Annotated in this window: 18 protein-coding genes; 4 read left to right on the top strand and 14 right to left on the bottom strand. The window is 70.8% G+C overall.

What is annotated here, in order from left to right; genetic code table 11:
* Positions 1-63 precede the first annotated feature (63 nt).
* A complete protein-coding gene (locus FB471_RS27375) occupies positions 64-885 on the top strand; it encodes an aminoglycoside phosphotransferase family protein (RefSeq protein WP_246076619.1) in 822 nt (273 codons plus the stop codon).
* Here FB471_RS27375 and FB471_RS27370 read toward each other — a convergent pair.
* Positions 882-1,637, bottom strand: a complete 756-nt coding sequence (locus FB471_RS27370) for an alpha/beta fold hydrolase (RefSeq protein ID WP_142001186.1) — start codon at positions 1,635-1,637, stop codon at positions 882-884. The two genes, FB471_RS27375 and FB471_RS27370, sit on opposite strands and share 4 nt — an antisense overlap.
* Positions 1,638-1,677: 40 nt before the next feature.
* Between FB471_RS27370 and FB471_RS27365 the strand changes: the two genes are divergently transcribed.
* On the top strand, positions 1,678-2,196 hold the full coding sequence (locus tag FB471_RS27365; RefSeq protein ID WP_142001185.1) for a GNAT family N-acetyltransferase: 519 nt from the start codon (positions 1,678-1,680) through the stop codon (positions 2,194-2,196).
* Positions 2,197-2,211: 15 nt separating this feature from the next.
* Here the strand turns inward: FB471_RS27365 and FB471_RS27360 are convergent, their stop codons facing one another.
* Together FB471_RS27360 and FB471_RS27355 are read right to left on the bottom strand one after the other, a co-directional pair.
* Positions 2,212-2,511, bottom strand: coding sequence for a hypothetical protein (locus FB471_RS27360; protein WP_142001184.1), 300 nt, complete (start codon positions 2,509-2,511; stop codon positions 2,212-2,214).
* Positions 2,512-2,544: 33 nt separating this feature from the next.
* Entirely contained in the window at positions 2,545-3,666 is a 1,122-nt protein-coding gene (locus tag FB471_RS27355) for an alkaline phosphatase family protein (RefSeq protein WP_142002565.1), read from the bottom strand.
* Between the two features lie 65 nt (positions 3,667-3,731).
* Here FB471_RS27355 and FB471_RS27350 point away from each other — a divergent pair, with 65 nt between their 5' ends.
* Positions 3,732-3,935 carry an FmdB family zinc ribbon protein gene (locus FB471_RS27350; protein WP_142001183.1) on the top strand — a complete coding sequence of 68 codons (204 nt, stop codon included), beginning with the start codon at positions 3,732-3,734 and terminating at the stop codon, positions 3,933-3,935.
* Between the two features lie 3 nt (positions 3,936-3,938).
* Here the strand turns inward: FB471_RS27350 and FB471_RS27345 are convergent, their stop codons facing one another.
* From FB471_RS27345 to nucS, 9 genes are all read right to left on the bottom strand, one after another.
* A complete protein-coding gene (locus FB471_RS27345) occupies positions 3,939-5,720 on the bottom strand; it encodes a 3-hydroxyacyl-CoA dehydrogenase family protein (RefSeq protein WP_142001182.1) in 1,782 nt (593 codons plus the stop codon).
* A gap of 118 nt (positions 5,721-5,838) precedes the next feature.
* Entirely contained in the window at positions 5,839-6,822 is a 984-nt protein-coding gene (locus FB471_RS27340; RefSeq protein ID WP_142001181.1) for a hypothetical protein, read from the bottom strand.
* 38 nt (positions 6,823-6,860) lie between these two features.
* Positions 6,861-7,541: a dihydroxyacetone kinase phosphoryl donor subunit DhaM gene (gene dhaM, locus FB471_RS27335; RefSeq protein WP_142001180.1), complete on the bottom strand. Its 681-nt coding sequence runs from the start codon at positions 7,539-7,541 to the stop codon at positions 6,861-6,863.
* Positions 7,542-7,709: 168 nt separating this feature from the next.
* Entirely contained in the window at positions 7,710-8,339 is a 630-nt protein-coding gene (dhaL, locus tag FB471_RS27330) for a dihydroxyacetone kinase subunit DhaL (RefSeq protein WP_142001179.1), read from the bottom strand.
* Positions 8,340-8,341: 2 nt separating this feature from the next.
* On the bottom strand, positions 8,342-9,343 hold the full coding sequence (dhaK, locus tag FB471_RS27325) for a dihydroxyacetone kinase subunit DhaK (protein WP_142001178.1): 1,002 nt from the start codon (positions 9,341-9,343) through the stop codon (positions 8,342-8,344).
* An 84-nt stretch (positions 9,344-9,427) separates the two neighbouring features.
* Entirely contained in the window at positions 9,428-10,411 is a 984-nt protein-coding gene (locus tag FB471_RS27320) for a DUF3558 domain-containing protein (protein ID WP_170220950.1), read from the bottom strand.
* Between the two features lie 47 nt (positions 10,412-10,458).
* Positions 10,459-10,776, bottom strand: a complete 318-nt coding sequence (locus tag FB471_RS27315) for a hypothetical protein (protein WP_142001176.1) — start codon at positions 10,774-10,776, stop codon at positions 10,459-10,461.
* Between the two features lie 12 nt (positions 10,777-10,788).
* On the bottom strand, positions 10,789-12,489 hold the full coding sequence (locus FB471_RS27310; RefSeq protein ID WP_142001175.1) for a sodium:solute symporter family protein: 1,701 nt from the start codon (positions 12,487-12,489) through the stop codon (positions 10,789-10,791).
* Positions 12,490-12,739: 250 nt separating this feature from the next.
* The gene (nucS, locus tag FB471_RS27305) at positions 12,740-13,399 is read right to left on the bottom strand and encodes an endonuclease NucS (RefSeq protein WP_142001174.1); all 660 of its coding nucleotides are present in this window, start codon (positions 13,397-13,399) and stop codon (positions 12,740-12,742) included.
* 108 nt (positions 13,400-13,507) lie between these two features.
* On the opposite strand from nucS, the gene FB471_RS27300 reads away from it, so the two are divergent.
* Positions 13,508-14,050, top strand: coding sequence for an NUDIX domain-containing protein (locus FB471_RS27300; protein ID WP_142001173.1), 543 nt, complete (start codon positions 13,508-13,510; stop codon positions 14,048-14,050).
* On the opposite strand, the gene FB471_RS27295 is transcribed toward FB471_RS27300, so the two are convergent.
* Both FB471_RS27295 and ehuA read right to left on the bottom strand, forming a co-directional pair.
* Positions 14,047-14,820: an enoyl-CoA hydratase-related protein gene (locus FB471_RS27295; protein WP_142001172.1), complete on the bottom strand. Its 774-nt coding sequence runs from the start codon at positions 14,818-14,820 to the stop codon at positions 14,047-14,049. The genes FB471_RS27300 and FB471_RS27295 overlap by 4 nt on opposite strands.
* A gap of 31 nt (positions 14,821-14,851) precedes the next feature.
* On the bottom strand, positions 14,852-15,664 hold the full coding sequence (gene ehuA, locus FB471_RS27290) for an ectoine/hydroxyectoine ABC transporter ATP-binding protein EhuA (RefSeq protein WP_142001171.1): 813 nt from the start codon (positions 15,662-15,664) through the stop codon (positions 14,852-14,854).
* Between the last annotated feature and the right edge of the window lie 33 nt (positions 15,665-15,697).

The raw sequence follows: 15,697 nt of genomic DNA, 5'->3' as shown, positions 1-15,697 counted from the left end.
TATCCCTCACCCCTCCCGCGGGTGCGCACAGGCTGGCAAGATCACTCCGTGACGGTGGGGTACGTGGCATCCGCGGTGGCGGCCGCCGTGGCGGTGGGAGCCCGGTTCGGGCTGCCGGTCGATGCGCCCGAGGTACTGGCGGAACGATCGAACGTGCTGGTGAGGCTCGGCCCGGTGGTCGCGAGGGTGCCTGCGACCACGCTGCTGACCCGGCCCGATGCCGCCGCCTGGCTGGCTCGCGATGTGGCGCTGGCCGCGTTCCTCTCCGGGCGTGGCGCCCCGGTGGTGCCCCCGTCCACCGACCCGCCCGCCGGCCCGCACGCGGCGGACGGCCTGCCGGTGACCCTCTGGCGATATGTAGCGCATCTCACGTCCTACCGACCCGGCCCGGCCGAGGTCGCGAGCAGGTTGGCCGAGCTGCACGAATGCCTGCGCGACTATCCCGGCGAGTTGCCGACCGAGGGGCCGCTGGCCGAAATCCACCGAATGCTCGACCTGCTGACCCGTGAGCTGGGCCCGGCGGCGGAATCATTGCGGGAACGAGCGCACCGGTTGGCCGAGACGCTCCCGGCCGAGCGGGTGCAGGCGCTGCACGGAGACGCCCATCCCGGCAACCTGCTCGGCACAGCTGCCGGTTCGCGCTGGATCGACTTCGAGGACTGCTGGCGCGGACCGCTCGGCTGGGACCTCGCCGCACTGGCCACGACCACCCGGCTGGACGGGGCGGCGGCGCTGGCCGCCTACCCCGGGGCGCCCGAGGCGGGCGAGCTGGCGCCGTTCGTCGAGCTGCGGCGGCTGTTCGGGGTGTGCTGGCGATTCGTGATCGCCCGGCGGTTCCCCGAACGGCTACCGGAGGCGCGGGCCGCACTCGCCGAGTACCTCTAGAACCGCGCCCGGTACCAGCCGGTGACCGCGTCGATCACCGCGGCGGGCTCCTCCAGCGGGCTCAGGTGCCCGGCCCGCGGCACCTCGACGAACTCGGCCTCCGGCAGCGCCTCGGCCATGGTGCCGGCCTGCTCCGGCGGGGTGACCGAGTCCTCCTGGCCGACCAGGACCAGCGCGGGCACCCGCGCCGCGCGCAGTGCCTCGGTGGAGTCGGGCCGGGCGGCCATCGCCCGCTGCGCCCAGGCGACGCCGGAAGGCGGCTGGGACTCGATCTGGTCCCGTACGGTCTCCACCAGGTCGGGGCGGCGGTACCGGGTCCCGACGGAAAGCAGCTTCGGCAGCATGGTGGTGGCCAGCCAGCCGGTGCCGCCCTCGGCCTCGGCCCGGTCGGCGACGGAAAGCCGGTTCGCGGAGGCGCCGGGGGTGTCGGCGCCCGCCTTGGTGTCGATCAGCACCAGCCCACCGATTCGCTCCGGGGCCGCGCGCAGCACCGCCATGGTCAGGTAGCCGCCCATCGAGCAGCCGCCGAGCACCACCTTGTCCAGCTCCAGCTTGTCCAGCATGGCCAGCACGTCCATGGCGGCGTCGTCCAGGCTCGGCGCGCGATCGGTCTCCGGCAGCCTGGTCCGGCCGAGGCCGCGCTGGTCGGGGGTGATCAGCCGGGTGTGCTCGGCGAGTGGTTCGCGGACCCGGTTCCACATCCGGGAGTCCAGCGGGAACGCGTGCAGCAGGACAACAGGCAGCTTGGTCATACCCCACATTCTGTTCGACCCCGCCGCTAGTGTCGCCTACATGATCCACACATTGCGGGACATCCGCACCGAGCGGCTGCTGCTGCGCCGTATCCGCGAGGATGACCTGTCGGCCGTGATCGAGATCCAGACCGACCCGGCGACCCACGAGCACGGCGGACCTCCGCCGAGCGAGGAGGAGGCCCGAACGCTGTTCGCCGAGTGGCGGCGGCAGTGGGCCGAGCACGGGCTCGGCTACTGGATGGTCGAGGAGTCGGCCTCCGGCACGGTCATCGGCCTCGGTGGGGTGCGGTACAAGGAGATCGAGGGGGAGACGATCCTGAACCTCGCCTACCGGTTCCGGCCGAGTGCCTGGGGCAACGGCTACGCCATGGAGATGGCGGCCCCGACGGTGGAGTGGGCCGAGCGGGAGCTCGCCGGGACGCCTGTGGTGATCGTCACCAACCCCGGCAACACCCCGGCCCGCCGGGTCGCCGACAAGCTCGGCTTCCGGCTGTACAGGGAGGGTCCCTACCGCGAGGGCGGGAAGGACGTGCCCGCGGTCTTCTACCGCAAGTGATCGATGCCGCCGCGATCAGCGGCGGCGGGTGGGCCCGCGCCGGGCCCGCGCCTGCCAGCAACCGCGGTGCCAGTGCCTGCGGTCCTCCACCGAACCGGTGCCGCCCGCGGGCCAGACCACCACATGCGGCACACCCGGCCGGATCTCGTGGTCGCAGCCGGGGCAGCGGTAGAACTTCGTGGCCTGCGACCCCGGCACGCTGCGCACCAGCCACTCCCCGTCCGGCCCGGACTCCGGCCTGGCCCAGCCGGTGGCCGCACCGACCGCGGAAGGCTGGTCGGGGCGGGAACCTCGGGGCCGGTTACGTCGGGGCACGACTCCACGGTAACCAGGATCCGCTCGAACGGATCAGCCGTGGGCCACGGCCAGCGGCACGAGTTGCTCGGCGCTGGTGAGCGAACCGTGCTGGCCACGCATCGCGGACTCCACCGGCTCGGCAAGCTCGCGCAGCACCCCGGACCGGCCGCGCGCGGCGGCCACCACGTCCCCGATCCGGGGCCGCACGTGGTCGGCGACCCGCGGCCCGAACCAGCCCCGCGCGATCGCCTCCTCCCCCGGCAGCACCCATGCCCGCGCGCCGAGCGTCTCCCGCCAGGCGGCCAGCACGTCCCCGGCCGCGCCGTCCTCGGTGTACACGTGCCGCGCCCGGACCTCACCGCCGAGGGCGCGCACCCCGGCGAGCAGTTCGGGCGTGTCGTCGGCGTCCACCGCGGTGCCGTCCAGCCCGACCATGCCGTGATCGGCGACGACCGCGAGCATCGTGCCCGGCCGCAGACCGTCCACGAGGGACTCCACCAGCCGGTCGACCTGGCGCAGCTGCATCCGCCACGCGGCCGAACCAGGGCCGTACACGTGGCCGAGCATGTCCAGCTCACTGTGGTAGGCGTAGCAGAAGGTGCCCGGTTCCCCGATCGCGGCCAGCGCCCGCGCGGCAAGGTCGCCGAGGGCGTGCACGCCGACGTACCGGCCACCGCGCAGCACCGCCCTGGTCAACGCGGAGTGCTTGTACTCGGCCGCGGACACCACGCTCACCGCCAGCCCGGCGGCAGCGGCCATGGCGAAGGTGGTGGGCAGCGGCTGCACCTCCTCCGGGGTCGCCGCCGCACGCAGGTCCTCCCCGCCGGGATGGCCGCACCAGCGCAGCGCGTTGAGCACACCGACGCCGGGCACCTCGAAGGAGTAGCCGACCATCCCGTGCTCACCCGAGGGCACCCCGGTGCCGATCGCGGACAGCCCGGCCACCGTGGTCGCGGGGTAGCCGACCCGCAACGGCCCGCGCCGCAGCCCGGCCAGCACCGGCGCGGCATCGGCGTGCTCCTCCAGCAGTTCCCAGCCGAGCCCGTCCACCAGCAGCACGCAGGCGCCGGTCAGCTCGGGAAACCCGAGCCCGCCGGTGCAACCGTCCACGCCGAGGGCGGCAAGGGCGGCGGGGACAACGGTGGCAAGGTGCGGTATCCGCTCGTCCAGCATGGGCTCATCCGCTGTGTCCACGCCGCTCAGCTTCCCATCCGTCCGGCATCCCCGATAATGGGCACATGCCGACCTACGCCTACCGATGCCGGGAATGCACCGGCACCTTCGAGCTGAGCAGGCCGATGAGCGAGTCCGGCGCGCCGGCCACCTGCCCGGACGGTCACCGGGACACGGTCAAGCTGCTCACCACCGTGCCGCTGACCGGCGGCGCACCGACACCCGCGCCGGCGGGCGGCGGCTGCTGCGGTGGCGGCTGCTGCAACTAGGTTTCACGAGCGCTGGGTGTAGTCCTGGAAGCCCTTGCCGGTCTTGCGGCCGAGCCTGCCCGCGGTCACCAGGTGCTCCAGCAGCGGAGCCGGCGCGAACCCCGCCTCGCGGAACTCGTTGTACAGGGTGCGCTGGATCGCCAGGGACACGTCCAGGCCGACCACGTCGAGCAGCTCGAACGGGCCCATCGGCAACCCGCAGCCGACCTTCATCGCCGTGTCGATGTCCTCGGCCCGCGCGTAGTGCGCCTCGAGCATCTTCACCGCGTCGTTGAGATACGGGAACAGCAGGGCGTTGACGATGAACCCGGCCCGATCGCCGCAACGCACCGGATGCTTGCCGACCGCGGCGCAGACGGCCCGCCCGGTGGCCAGCACGTCCGGGTCGGTCGCGATCGTGCTCACCACCTCCACCAGCTTCATCACCGGCGCGGGGTTGAAGAAGTGCAGGCCGAGCACCTCGCCGGGGCGCGTGGTGGCCGCGGCGCACTCGATCACGGGCAGCGAGGAGGTTGTGGTCGCCAGTACCGCGCCGGGCTTGACCACCCCGTCCAGTGCCGCGAACACCGCCCGCTTCACCGCCAGCTCCTCGGCGACGGCCTCGATCACGAGGTCGGCCCCGGCGAGCTCGGCGAACTCGACCGCCGGCGTGATCCGGTCCAGTGCCGCCCCGGCCTCCTCCTCGGTCATCCGGCCCTTGGCGACCGCCTTGTCGAGGGACTTGCCCACCTTCGCGACCGCGGCCGCCGCCTTGTCCGCGCTCCGGGCGCGCAGCACCACCGGATAACCCCGCCGGGCGAACACCTCCACGATGCCGGTGGCCATCGTGCCGGTGCCGACCACGCCCACCGTGGCCACCGGCCGGGCGGCACCATCCGAACCGGACACCGCGGGCCGTTCGTCGCCGACCACCACCGGCGACTCGGGCGCCTCGTAGGTGTAGAAACCCCTTCCGGCCTTCCGGCCGAGCAGCCCGGCGGTGATCATCTGCTTGAGCAGTGGCGCCGGTGAGTGCAACCGGTCCCGGGACTGGTGGTACATCGTCTCCAGGATCTCGTGGGCCGTGTCCAGCCCGATCAGGTCGAGCAGGGCGAGCGGGCCCATCGGGTAGCCGCAGCCGAGGCGCATCGCCGCGTCCAGGTCCTCCCGGGTGGCGTACTGCTGCTCGTACATCCGCACCGCGTGGTTGAGGTAGCCGAACAGCAGCGCGTTGGCGATGAACCCGGCCCGGTCCCCGATCACCACCGGTGTCTTGCCCAGCCTCTCCGCGAAGGCCGTGACCTCGGTGACCACCTCCGGTTCGGTGACCACGGTGCGCACCACCTCGATCAGCCGCAGCACCGGGGCCGGGTTGAAGAAGTGCATCCCGACCACCTTGCCGGGGCGGGAGGTGTGCACCCCGATCTCGGTGATGGACAGTGCGGAGGTGTTGGAGGCCAGTACCGTCTCCGGCCCGGTGATCTTGTCGAGTTGCGCGAACACCTCGGCCTTGAGCTCGAGGCTCTCCGGGATCGCCTCCACCACGAGGTCCACCTCGGCGAGGTCGTGCAGCGAGGTGCCGTACCGGATCCGGTCGAGCAGCGCGTCCCGCTCCCGCTCGGCCAGCTTGCCCTTGCGCACCGCCCGTTCGGTGGAGCTCTCGACGTGCCCGCGACCGCGTGCCGCGCACCCCTCGTCGACCTCGATCGCGGTCACCGAGAGCCCGCTGCGGGCCAGCACCTCCGCGATGCCGGAGCCCATCGTGCCGAGCCCGACGACTCCGACCTTCGTGATCTCGCGTCCCACGGCCGCCTCCACAAGTTACCGACTAGTAGCGTTCCTTGATGGTGCCATGCCCAGGCCATGATCACGATCGGTCAGCGCACGGAATCGAGCAAGTGACGAATGGTGCCGCCGGAAACGCTCACCGCGGTGGCAGCGTCGGCCAGGCCATCTCGGCCAGCTTGCTGCCGACCTCACACGGGTCGGTGCCCGTCGCGCTCGGGAACAGGGTCCGGATCACCGCGTACTCCCGTTCTCCCTCGATCGCCTGGGCGAACTCGATGTGCTCGGTGCTGATCGTGCACACCCGCAGCTCGTCGGTCCCGGTGGGATCGACCGTGGTGGAACGACCCGCGATCTGCTCGACGGAGGCGTCGCCCGACGACGTCTCCTCCGCGCTGACCACGAAGTCGAGCTGCGCGTTGGGCGTCTCCCCACCCGGCAACCCCCAGATGCACTGGTGCTCGGCGGGGAAAAGGGTGACCTCCCTCGAGGTACGTCCCAGCAGCCCGAGCACCTCGTCGGTGGGCAACGCCGAACACGCCGACAGCCGGGCCAGCGAGTTGTGCGGCGGCTCCCAGTGCGGGGCGTTGCCGGTCTGCACGGTCTCGAAGATCGCGTCCACCCCCGCCTTCGCGACGGCGCAGATCTGCTCGGCGCTCAGCTCGGCGTCCGCTCCCTGCCGCTGCGCGAACACCGAGATCGCGACGTCATCGGCCAGCACCAGGTGCCGCTCGCAGCGACGCTCATCGGAGTCGGTCTGCACCACCCGCATCCCGCGGGACAGCGTGCCGATCTCGCGGCCCTGCTCCGGCAGCGCGGAGAGCTGGCGCAGCAACCCGTACTCGACCTCCACGTTGTCCTGCCCGATGGTGACCGCAACCAGGCACTCGTCGAAGGAAAGGCGGGAAAGCGGGCGGGCCTGCCCGTGCGCGGCGAACGCCGCGGGCTGGGCGAGCCCGCAGGGATCGAGCGTACGCAGGTCGCCGAAGGAGTCCACGGTCAGCGGCTGCTCGGCGGGGTCGGGCACGGCGCTGCCGGGAACCTCGCCCGCGCAGCCGCCGAGCGCTACGAGGACACCGACCGCCAGCACCGCGGCCGCCCGCCGCGCCCCTCGAGCCATCATGGCCAGCCACCCTAACGGTGCGGGCGGGCGGCCACGGGTCATTCGTCGAAGTCGCGTTCCACCAGGGAGCTGATGCGGTCCAGCGCCTCCTGTGCCTGCCGCCCGGCGGCGAGTACCTCGATCCGATCGCCCTGCCGGGCGCCGAGCGACATCAGGGCGAGCACGCTGTGCGCGTCCACCTCCTCGCCGCCCGCCCGGACCCGAACCTGCGCGTCCAGATCGGCAACGCCCCGCGCCAGCAGCGCCGCCGGGCGGGCGTGCAACCCCACCTCGTTGCGCAGGGTCAGCTCCACCTGGCGGGTTTCCCGGTCGTCCGGCTCGGCCGGGGCCGGGCCGAGATCGGCGGGCGCGCCGGCCGCGGCCGCGGCTTCCAGTACCCGGTCACGATCCGCACCACCCTGCGCGGCGACCGCCGCGGCCACCGTGCCCTCGACGAAGGGTGCGTCGGCGACCACGGCCGTGCCCTCCTCCGGCAGCGATTCCACCGCGAGTTCGGCGGTCATCTGCGCACTGCCGAGGTCGTAGAGCAGCACGACACCCGCGCCGGAGTCGGCCCGCTGCACCGCGGCGACCACCGAGTCGTAGTCCGTGCCGAGGCCGCCCCCTGGCAAGCCGCCCGCCGGCAGCACGGTGACGTCCGGCGCCATCTGCCCGGCGAGCTCGGCGAGCCCCTCGGCCAGTCTCGCGCTGTGCGCGACAAGCACCAAGCCGACGCTCATTTCTCGGCTCCTTCTCGCTGCGCTCCTCGGCCCGCAGGCCGGACCTGCGATGCTCGCTCGGCGTCGCCCTCGGAACTCATACCTCAGCTCCTTCTCGCTGCGCTCCTCGGCCCGCAGGCCGGACCTGCGATGCTCGCTCGGCGTCGCCCTCGGAACTCATACCTCGGCTCATCGGGCGGCCCCCGCCAGTGCCCGCAGCAGCAGCGCGGTGGACCGGGCGCCGGGGTCGAGGTGGCCCACGCTGCGCTCTCCCAGGTAGGAGGCACGGCCCTTGCGCGCCACCAGCGGCACCGTGGATTCGGCACCCTTGTCCGCGGCGTCCGCGGCCGCGGACAGCACCTCGGCGATCCCGTCACCCGCTTCGGCCGCCCGCTCGGCGGCCTCCACCGCCGGGATGAGCGCGTCCACCATGGTGGCGTCGCCCTGCTCGGCCTTGCCGCGTGCCCGCACCCCTTCGAGGCCGGCGCGCAGGGCGCCCGCCACCCCCGCGGGGTCCAGTTCGGACCGATCGGCGAGCGTCGTCGCGGCGCGCAGGAAGCCCGTGCCGTACAACGGCCCCGCGGCGCCGCCGACCTTGGAGATGAGGGTGGTCGCGGCGACCTTCAACACGGCGCCCGGCGTCTCCGGAACCGCCGTGTCCAGGGTGGACACCACCGCGGAGAACCCGCGTTGCAGGTTCTCTCCGTGGTCGGCGTCCCCGATCACCCGGTCCAGTTCGACCAGTTCGTCCCGATGCTCGGCGACCACTTCGGAGACGGCGCGTAGTGCCCTGGCCACATCGCTTGCGGTGCACCCCATCGTCAAACCCCCCAGCGCAGGGCCGCCGTGCGCACCGGCGCGTCCCACAGCTCGGTCAGCTCGTCGTCCAGCTTCAGCAGGGTAAGGCTGATCCCCTGCATCTCGAGGCTGGTGATGTAGGGACCGATCAGCCTGCGCCGCACCACGATCCCCTGTTCCCCGAGCAGCCGCTCGGCAATGCCGTGCGCGAGGTACAGCTCCATCGGCGGGGTGCCGCCCATCGAGTTGGTGAACAGCAACACCTCGTCGCCGCGCTGGAACGGCAGGTCCTCCAGCACCGCGCGCAGCATCCGGTCCACCAGTGCGTCCGCGGGCTCGGCCTGGATGCGTTCCCGGCCGGGTTCGCCGTGGATCCCGATCCCGAACTCGATCTCGTTCTCCCCGAGCTCGAAACTGGGCGTGCCGACGTGCGGCACCACCGGCGCGGTGAGTGCGACCCCGATCGAGCGCGCCTGACCGACCACCCTGCGCGCCAGTGCCTCCACCGTATCGAGCGAGTCACCCCGCTCGGCCGCGGCGCCGACGATCTTCTCCAGTAGCACGGTGCCGCCGACTCCCCGCCTGCCCGCGGTGAAGGTGGAGTCCGCCACCGCGACGTCGTCGTCGATCACCACGCTGCGCACGTCGAGGTCCTCGGCCGCGGCGAGCTCGGCCGCGGTCTCGAAGTTGAGCACGTCCCCGGTGTAGTTCTTCACCAGGAGCAGGGCACCGGCGGCGCCGGTGGTCGCGGAGATCGCGGCCTGCACGGCGTCCGGAGTCGGCGAGGTGAACACCGGGCCGGGTACGGCGGCATGCAGCATGCCCGGCCCCACGAACCCGCCGTGCAGGGGCTCGTGCCCGGAGCCGCCACCGGACACCACCGCCACCCGCCCGTTCACCGGGGCATCCGCCCGCACCACGACAGCCGGATCCTGCTGTACCCGTAACAGGTCGGCGTGGGCAACGGCGAGACCGGCGAGCGATTCGGCGACCACCGCCGCCGGATCGTTGATGATCTTCTTCATTCGGCCCTCCAGCGCGGGTAGCTGACGGACTCTTCCTACCGTCCACGGCCCGCTCGCGCCACGCGCGGGCGGGAAGAAAGGTGCTCAGGCACCGGGCAGGCCGCCGACGACCTTCTTGGCCGTCTCCACCGCCTTACCGCAGGAGTTCTCGGCTTCCACGTCCTCCGCCGCGTAGTTGCGGTACTCCAGCTCGACCAGCTCGGCCCGGTCGTTCTCCACCGATCGGTGCACCCAGGTGACGGCGCACTGGGCACCGGCACCCACCGTGTCCTGGTACCCGGTCACCCCACCGCCGAGGTCGACCTCCGTGCCGTCGTCCGGCGGGTAGGCGAGCCGGAACTCCAGCATCACCTCGGGGCCGGACGCGGACCAGCCACAGGTGTGCAGGTTGACGTTGCGCTTCTGCACCTCGCCCGGTACGACCTCGGCGATCGTGGCGTCCTCGACGCCGGCACAGGGATCGACCCCGACCAGTGATCCCTCGGCCTCGGCGAACCGGGGCGGATCCTCGTGTACGGCCTTGACCACGTTCCGCAACGCGGTACGGCCGGGCGCGCACGGATCGCCACCCGCGTAGTCGACCTGCACGGTAATGGCCAGCCCGTCCTCCTTGGAGGTCTGGGCGCTGACGAAGCAACTGGTGTCGTCCAGTTTGTTCTCGACCTGCGGCAGGCCCTCGACATTGCCGTTGGCGCTGCGGGTGTCGCTGAGCGCGTCGCCGAACCGCAGGGACAATCGGACGGTCTTACCGCCGGTGTCCTGGATACTGGTGCTGCACTGGTCCCAGCCCGAGGCGTTCGCCTGGCCGACGGTGCCGAGTTTGCCGAGCAGCTCCGCGGTCAGCAGGCCGCACGGGTCCACGGTGCGCAGGGCCGCCACGGTGACCGCCGGATCGTCGATCGGCCCGGTCGGCACCTGGCCCTGCCCACCACCCGCTTCCGCGGGCACCGTGGTGCGCTGGAAATTGACCTTGCCCAGGTCCGGCCCGCAGCCGACCAGCAGTACCGCGAGCACGGCCCCGAGTGGCAGCAGGCCGCGACCGGACCGGGTGGAAACGCGAGAAAACACGCCCCGCACGGTAGCGGCACCGGTCCGGTCGCGTACGCGCAACCTGTTCATTCGCTCCCGCGCGAGGTGTCCCTTTCGGCATCCCCGGTGGACTCGGCAGACTCGGTGTCCTCGGTGTCCTCGGTGGACTCGGGGACGACCAGCGGGCGCAGCCTCACCCAGAGCACGAACGAGGCCGCGAAGAGCAGCATGCCGATGCCGGCCCAGAGGTTGATGTTCACGCCCGCGGACTTGGCGATCTCCTCCTCGGTGGTGACGCCGAGCCCCATCACGGTGAGCACCGCTCCGTAGACGCCCATCAGCAGGGCGATGACCATCCGAACGTCGAAGGCACCGGCACGGCGGGCCTTGGGTTCGTTCGCCATGACGCACCCTCCCTAGAAGATGATGTTCAGCACGATGGTGATGACCAGCACGATGCCCGCGAGCAGGCCGGGGTTGCGGTACCAGCCCGCGTCGTCACCGGTGGTCGAGTGTGTCCTGGTGGCCTTCGGCGTCTCCGAGTAGACCAGGCCGGCAAGCTGGGCCACCGGCTTCGGCGCGGTCAGGTACGAGACCACGACGCTGACCACGATGTCCACCACGAAGGCCGCCCCGGCACCGACGAAGGCCGCTCCCTGGCCCGGCAGGTCCCAGACCCCGGTCTCGGCGAGGATGAACACGGAGATCGCCGAGGCGGTGCCGGTGACCAGGCCGAGCCAGCCGGCGGTCGGCGTCATCCGCTTCCAGAACATACCGAGGATGAAGGTGGCGAACAGCGGCGCGTTGAAGAACGAGAACAGCTGCTGCAGGTAGTCCATCAGGTTGGCGTAGGTGGACGCGATGAACGCGGTCCCGATCGCCAGCACGGTCGCGCAGGCCGTGACGACCCGCCCGATCCGCAGGTAGTAGCCGTCCGGCCGGCCCTTCTTCAGGTAGGCCTGCCAGATGTCGTAGGTGAACACCGTGTTGAACGAGCTGAGGTTGGCCGCCATCCCGGCCATGAAGGAGGCGAGCAGGCCGGCGAGCGCGATGCCGAGCATGCCGTTGGGCAGCAGGTCCCGCATGAGCAGCAGCAGGGCGTCGTTGAAGTCCGCGCCGCTGCCCGCCGCGTCCCCGGCCAGCAGGGCCTCCTTGTTCTCGCCCATCAGCTCGGTGACCGTGACACCGGCGATCATGCCGGGGATGATCACGATGAACGGCATCAGCATCTTCGGGAAAGCGCCGATGATCGGGGTGCGCCGCGCCGCCGACATGCTCTTGGAGGCCATGGCGCGCTGCACCTCGACGAAGTTGGTGGTCCAGTAGCCGAAGGACAGCACGAACCCGAGGCCGAAGACCAGGCCGAGCACGGAGAGGAAGTTGCTGCCGAACCCGGTGAGCTGGTTGCCGGTCCAGGAGCTGAGCTGTTCGGCACCGCCGGGGCCCGCGGTCACCTTGTCCACAAGTCCTTCCCAGCCGCCGACCTTGTACAGGCCGACGATGGTGAGCGGCAGCAGCGCGGCCACGATCACGAAGAACTGCAGCACCTCGTTGTAGATCGCCGCGGACAACCCGCCGAGCGCGGTGTAGGCGAGCACGATCACCGCGGCCAGGATCACCGACACCCAGATCGGCCAGCCCAGCAACAGGTTCACCACACTGGCCAGCAGGAACAGGTTCGCGCCCGCGATCAGGATCTGGGCCGAGGCGAAGCTGATGCCGTTGACGAGGTGGGCAGGCTTGCCGAACCGGCGCAGCATGAACTCGGGAACGCTGCGCACCTTGGAGCCGTAGTAGAACGGCATCATCACGATGCCGAGGAACAGCATCGCGGGCACGGCGCCGATCCAGAAGTAGTGCGCGGTCGGCATGCCGTACTGCGCACCGTTCGCGGACATCCCCATGACCTCGATGGCCCCGAGGTTGGCCGCGATGAAAGCCAACCCGGTGACCCAGGCCGGCAGGGACCGGCCGGAGAGGAAGAAGTCCAGGCTGGTGGACACCTGCCGTCTGGCCAGGTAACCGATGCCGAGCACCAACACGAAGTAGAACGCCAGTAGCAAGTAGTCGACCGCGTTCGCATCGAGGCGCAGGTCAGCCTGAGCCAGCACGTGCAACCGACTCACCTCCCGAGTCGCACATTATCCAACAACAAACACCACAATCGAGCTGACCGCGCACACTACTGCATGATTAACCGCCCGTGAACGCACCCGGCCCGATGTTGTCCGGTCTTGACATGGCGTGCCCGCTGGAGGACCGAAGATCACCCGCTCGGCGTGTGTGCTCCCCACATACACATACGCGTGTTGGCCGCCCACGCACACGCGTTGGCCGTGCGCGTGCAGGTGTTGGCTGTTCGTGTACTCAGAAGAGGCGGAACTCGTCCGGTTCGATGCCGCGCAGCGCGTCGTAGTCCAGGGTGACGCAGCGGATCCCGCGGTCCTCGGCCAGCGTGCGTGCCTGCGGTTTGATCAGCTGTGCCGCGAAGACACCCTCCACGGGCGCCAGCAGCGGGTCCCGGTTGAGCAGTTCGAGGTAGCGGGTCAGCTGCTCCACCCCGTCGATCTCGCCACGCCGCTTGATCTCCACGGCGACCGAGACACCCTCGGCATCCCGCGCCATGATGTCCACCGGGCCGATGGCGGTCGGGTACTCCCTACGCACCAACGAGTATCCCTCGCCGAGGGTGTGGATGTGCTCGGCGAGCAACTCCTGCAGGTGCGCCTCGACCCCGTCCTTGACCAGGCCGGGCTCGGCACCCAGCTCGTGCGAGACGTCCTCGAGCACCTCGTCGATGCTGATCACCAGTTTCTCGCCGGACTTGTTCTCCACGATCCACAGGTTGCCGTCCTCGATCAGCCAGCACGGTGGGCTCATCCAGTTCAGCGGCTTGTAGGCCCGGTCGTCGGAGTGCACCGACACCGAGCCGTCGGCCTTCACCAGAAGGAGCCTGGTTGCCATCGGCAAATGGGCCGTGAGCCTGCCGGCGTAGTCGACCTGGCATCGGGCGATTACTAAACGCACGCTCGTGAGACTAGGCGACGCGCGTGCCGGCCGGCGCGAAGGGTCGGACGGCGGGTGCTTGCCTCCCGCGCGTGCCACCGTGATCTCCACGAACGACATACTGGCGGCGTGCATGGCATCGAACGCATCGGCTCACGCGAGGTCTACCGCAACAACTGGATGACACTGCGCGAGGACGACATTCGCCGACCGGACGGCTCCTCCGGAATCTACTCCATTGTCGATAAGCCGACCTACGCGCTGGTCATTCCCCTGGACGGGGACCGGCTGTGCATGGTCGAGCAGTTTCGCTACCCGCTCGGCGAGCGCCGGTGGGAGTTCCCGCAGGGGACCGCACCCGAACTCGCCGACGTCCCTGCACCCGAACTGGCCGCGCGGGAGCTGCGCGAGGAGACCGGGCTGCGCGCCGGTTCCATCATCGATCTCGGCCGGCTGGATGTCGCGCCCGGGTTCAGCAGCCAGGTCGGTCACGCGTTCCTGGCGACCGACCTGCGGGAAGGCGAGCCGGAGCGGGAGCACGAGGAACAGGACATGCGCATGGCCTGGTTCGAACGCGCCGAGTTCGAGGCGATGGCACGGAAGGGCGAGATCACCGACTCCCAGTCCATGGCAGCCTACTTCCTCCTGCTGCTACACCACGACGAGCGCTAATCCGGCCAGGAGGGAGTGCGCTTCTCCAGGAAGGCGGCCATGCCCTCGCGTGCGCCGGGGAGTTGCGAGGCCGAGGCCATCACCTCGAGCGCGATGTCGTAGGCATCCGACTCGGGGCGGTCGAGCTGGGCGTACAGGGTCTGCTTGCCGAGCGCCTTGCCTGCCCTGCTGCCCCGGGTGGCGCGCGCCAGCAGGTCGGCGACGGCCTGGTCGAGCTCGCCGTCCGGGACGACCCGGTTCACCAGCCCCCAGTCCAGCGCGGTGACCGCGTCGATCGCGTCGCCGGTCAGCGCCAGCTCCATCAGCCGCTTCCGCCCGACCGACCTGGCCACCGGCACGGCCGGTGTGTGGCAGAACCAGCCGCCCTTACCCCCGGGCAGCGCGAAGCCGGCCGACTCGCCGGCCACCGCGAGATCGCAGGAGGCCACCAGCTGGCAGCCGGCCGCCGTGGCCAGCCCGTGCACCCGCGCCAGTACCACCTGTGGCACCGACTGGACCGTCCGCATCAGCTCGGTGCACAGCCGCAGCAGCTCGCGCACCTCCATCAGGTCCCGCGCGGCCACATCGGCGAAGTCGTGCCCGGCGGAGAACACCGGCCCGGCACCGGCGAGCACGACACCGGTGGCGTCGGTCTCGGCGACCTCCCGGAACGCGGCGAGCAGCTCGCCGAGGTGCTCACCGGACAGCGAGTTACGCCGCCCCGGCCGGTTCATCGTGATGGTGACGGTGTCGCCGTCCCGTGTCAGCAGCAGGTGCTCGTACTCGCCCATACCTCGACGGTAGTACGGCACCGCCGCCGAATCACGTCTCGTCGATGACCGAACGCAGGAAGCTGCGGGTGCGGTCGTGCTCCGGCTCGTTGAAGATCCGCTCCGGTGCCCCGTCCTCGATGATGCCCCCGTCGCAGAACATCAGCACCCGGTTCGACACGTCCCGCGCGAACTTCATCGCGTGCGTGACCAGCAGCATGCTGACGTCGGTGTTGCGCGCGATGTCCCGCAGCACGTCCAGCACCTCGGCCGCGATCTCCGGGTCCAGCGCGGAGGTCACCTCGTCCATCAGCAACACGTCCGGGTCCACGGCCAGCGCCCTGGCGATGCCGACCCGCTGTTGCTGCCCGCCGGAGAGCTGGGAGGGGTAGGCGTTCAGCTTGTCGCCGAGCCCGACCATCTCCAGCAGCTCCTTGCCGCGGGTCTCGGCCTCCTCCCGCGACTGCCCGAGCACGTGGATCGGCGCCTCGGTGACGTTGCGCAGCACGCGCATGTTCGGGAACAGGTTGAAATGCTGGAACACCATGGTGATCCGGCGCCGGACCTTGCGGATGTGCGCCTCGCCGGCCGGGACCAGCTTCCCGTTGCGCTGCTCGTGGAACAGGTACTCACCGTCCACGTTGATGGTGCCGCTGTTCGGCCGCTCCAGCGTCATCAGCAGCCGCAGGATCGTAGTCTTGCCGGAACCACTGGGCCCGATCAGGGTGACCCGCTCGCCGGAGCCGACCGAGAACGAGAGGTCGTCCAGCACCACGTTGCTGCCGAACTGCTTGCGGATCTTGTCGAAGACGATGAACTGGTCGTTCTTGGCGGCGCCGGATGATGCCTCGGTTGCCTCGCTCATCTCTGAGTTCCTCTCATGCGGGTTGGTGGGAAG

This window comes from Amycolatopsis cihanbeyliensis, from assembly GCF_006715045.1.
Lineage (GTDB): Bacteria > Actinomycetota > Actinomycetes > Mycobacteriales > Pseudonocardiaceae > Amycolatopsis > Amycolatopsis cihanbeyliensis.
The sequence above is the reverse complement of the archived record's forward strand: the minus strand, read 5'-3'. Positions and strand labels throughout refer to the sequence as shown.